Here is a 934-nt window from a genome sequence, read left to right as displayed (position 1 = left end):
GTTCTCAGCACTATTTCCCGCTTTAGCCTGGCAAGCATCTTCGGAGAACGAAACATCCAGTACCCAGTGCAGGTTATTTTCGACAGCCCAGTGCTGGCGGCTAATATTTAGAACTTCTAAAGCCGATAGCGTTTTACTCATAATGTAAAAGCGCAGAGCAGTTGTGACTTTGCCATTGATTTGTCGATCACTCTGGACAACAGCCACTTGCTTGAGCCCCGGCCACTTGTGTGCAGTACGCAATGTACCGAGATCATTCATAACCCAGCAGCAACGGTGCTCTTTACGCCCATGACCAACGGTTTGAGACTCTGCAAATTGTCCTGGCTGAGACTGTTTTTCTGTCGCCTCAAATAATGCAGCAATGTCGTTATATAAGGTTTTCTGATTCCCTTTCACGGCCAGTACGTAGTCAGCCTCTTGTTTGACGCACTCTTCTGCCACTTTAGTCTGACAGCCCATGGCATCAAGAGTAATCAAACACCCCTTGAGCTCCAGAGCTTTCAGGAGTTTAGGGATAGCTGTAATTTCATTCGACTTTTGATCAACGCGCTCTTGACCAAGAACGAGGCCAAGTTGGTTGCTCCATGCACTGACCAGGTGCACAGCTTTCTTTCCCTGACTTTTAGAACCACGAATCGCTTTACCATCAATCGCCAGATGGTGACAGCCTGAAAGCTCCGTTAATGTTTGTTTCACCCAACCGGTAAAGCAAGCTTCAAAAGCAGCAGGGTCAAGTAAACTGAAGACTCTGCGAAACGTGTATTTGGACGGTATACCGCAGGGCAGTTCCAGAAAGGTGCGAAACCAATCTTCCTTACATGTACCAAAATCAGCTATGTCCTCCCACTCATCAGCCCCGCAAATCATTGCGCAGACGGCGATGACAAGAATATCGAGAAGATTATGGTCGCACATGCCTTCGCAGCGAGGG

At 48.0% G+C, this 934-nt stretch carries 1 protein-coding gene; it reads right to left on the bottom strand.

Features of this window, described 5'->3' with window-relative positions; genetic code table 11:
* A partial coding sequence (locus QMA35_RS21835; protein ID WP_281649239.1) for an ISAs1 family transposase occupies window positions 1–934 on the bottom strand: 934 nt, incomplete at both ends.

It is taken from the genome of Parendozoicomonas sp. Alg238-R29, from assembly GCF_947331445.1.
In the GTDB taxonomy this organism is placed as follows: domain Bacteria; phylum Pseudomonadota; class Gammaproteobacteria; order Pseudomonadales; family Endozoicomonadaceae; genus Sansalvadorimonas.
This window is presented reverse-complemented; position numbering and strand designations above follow the sequence as displayed.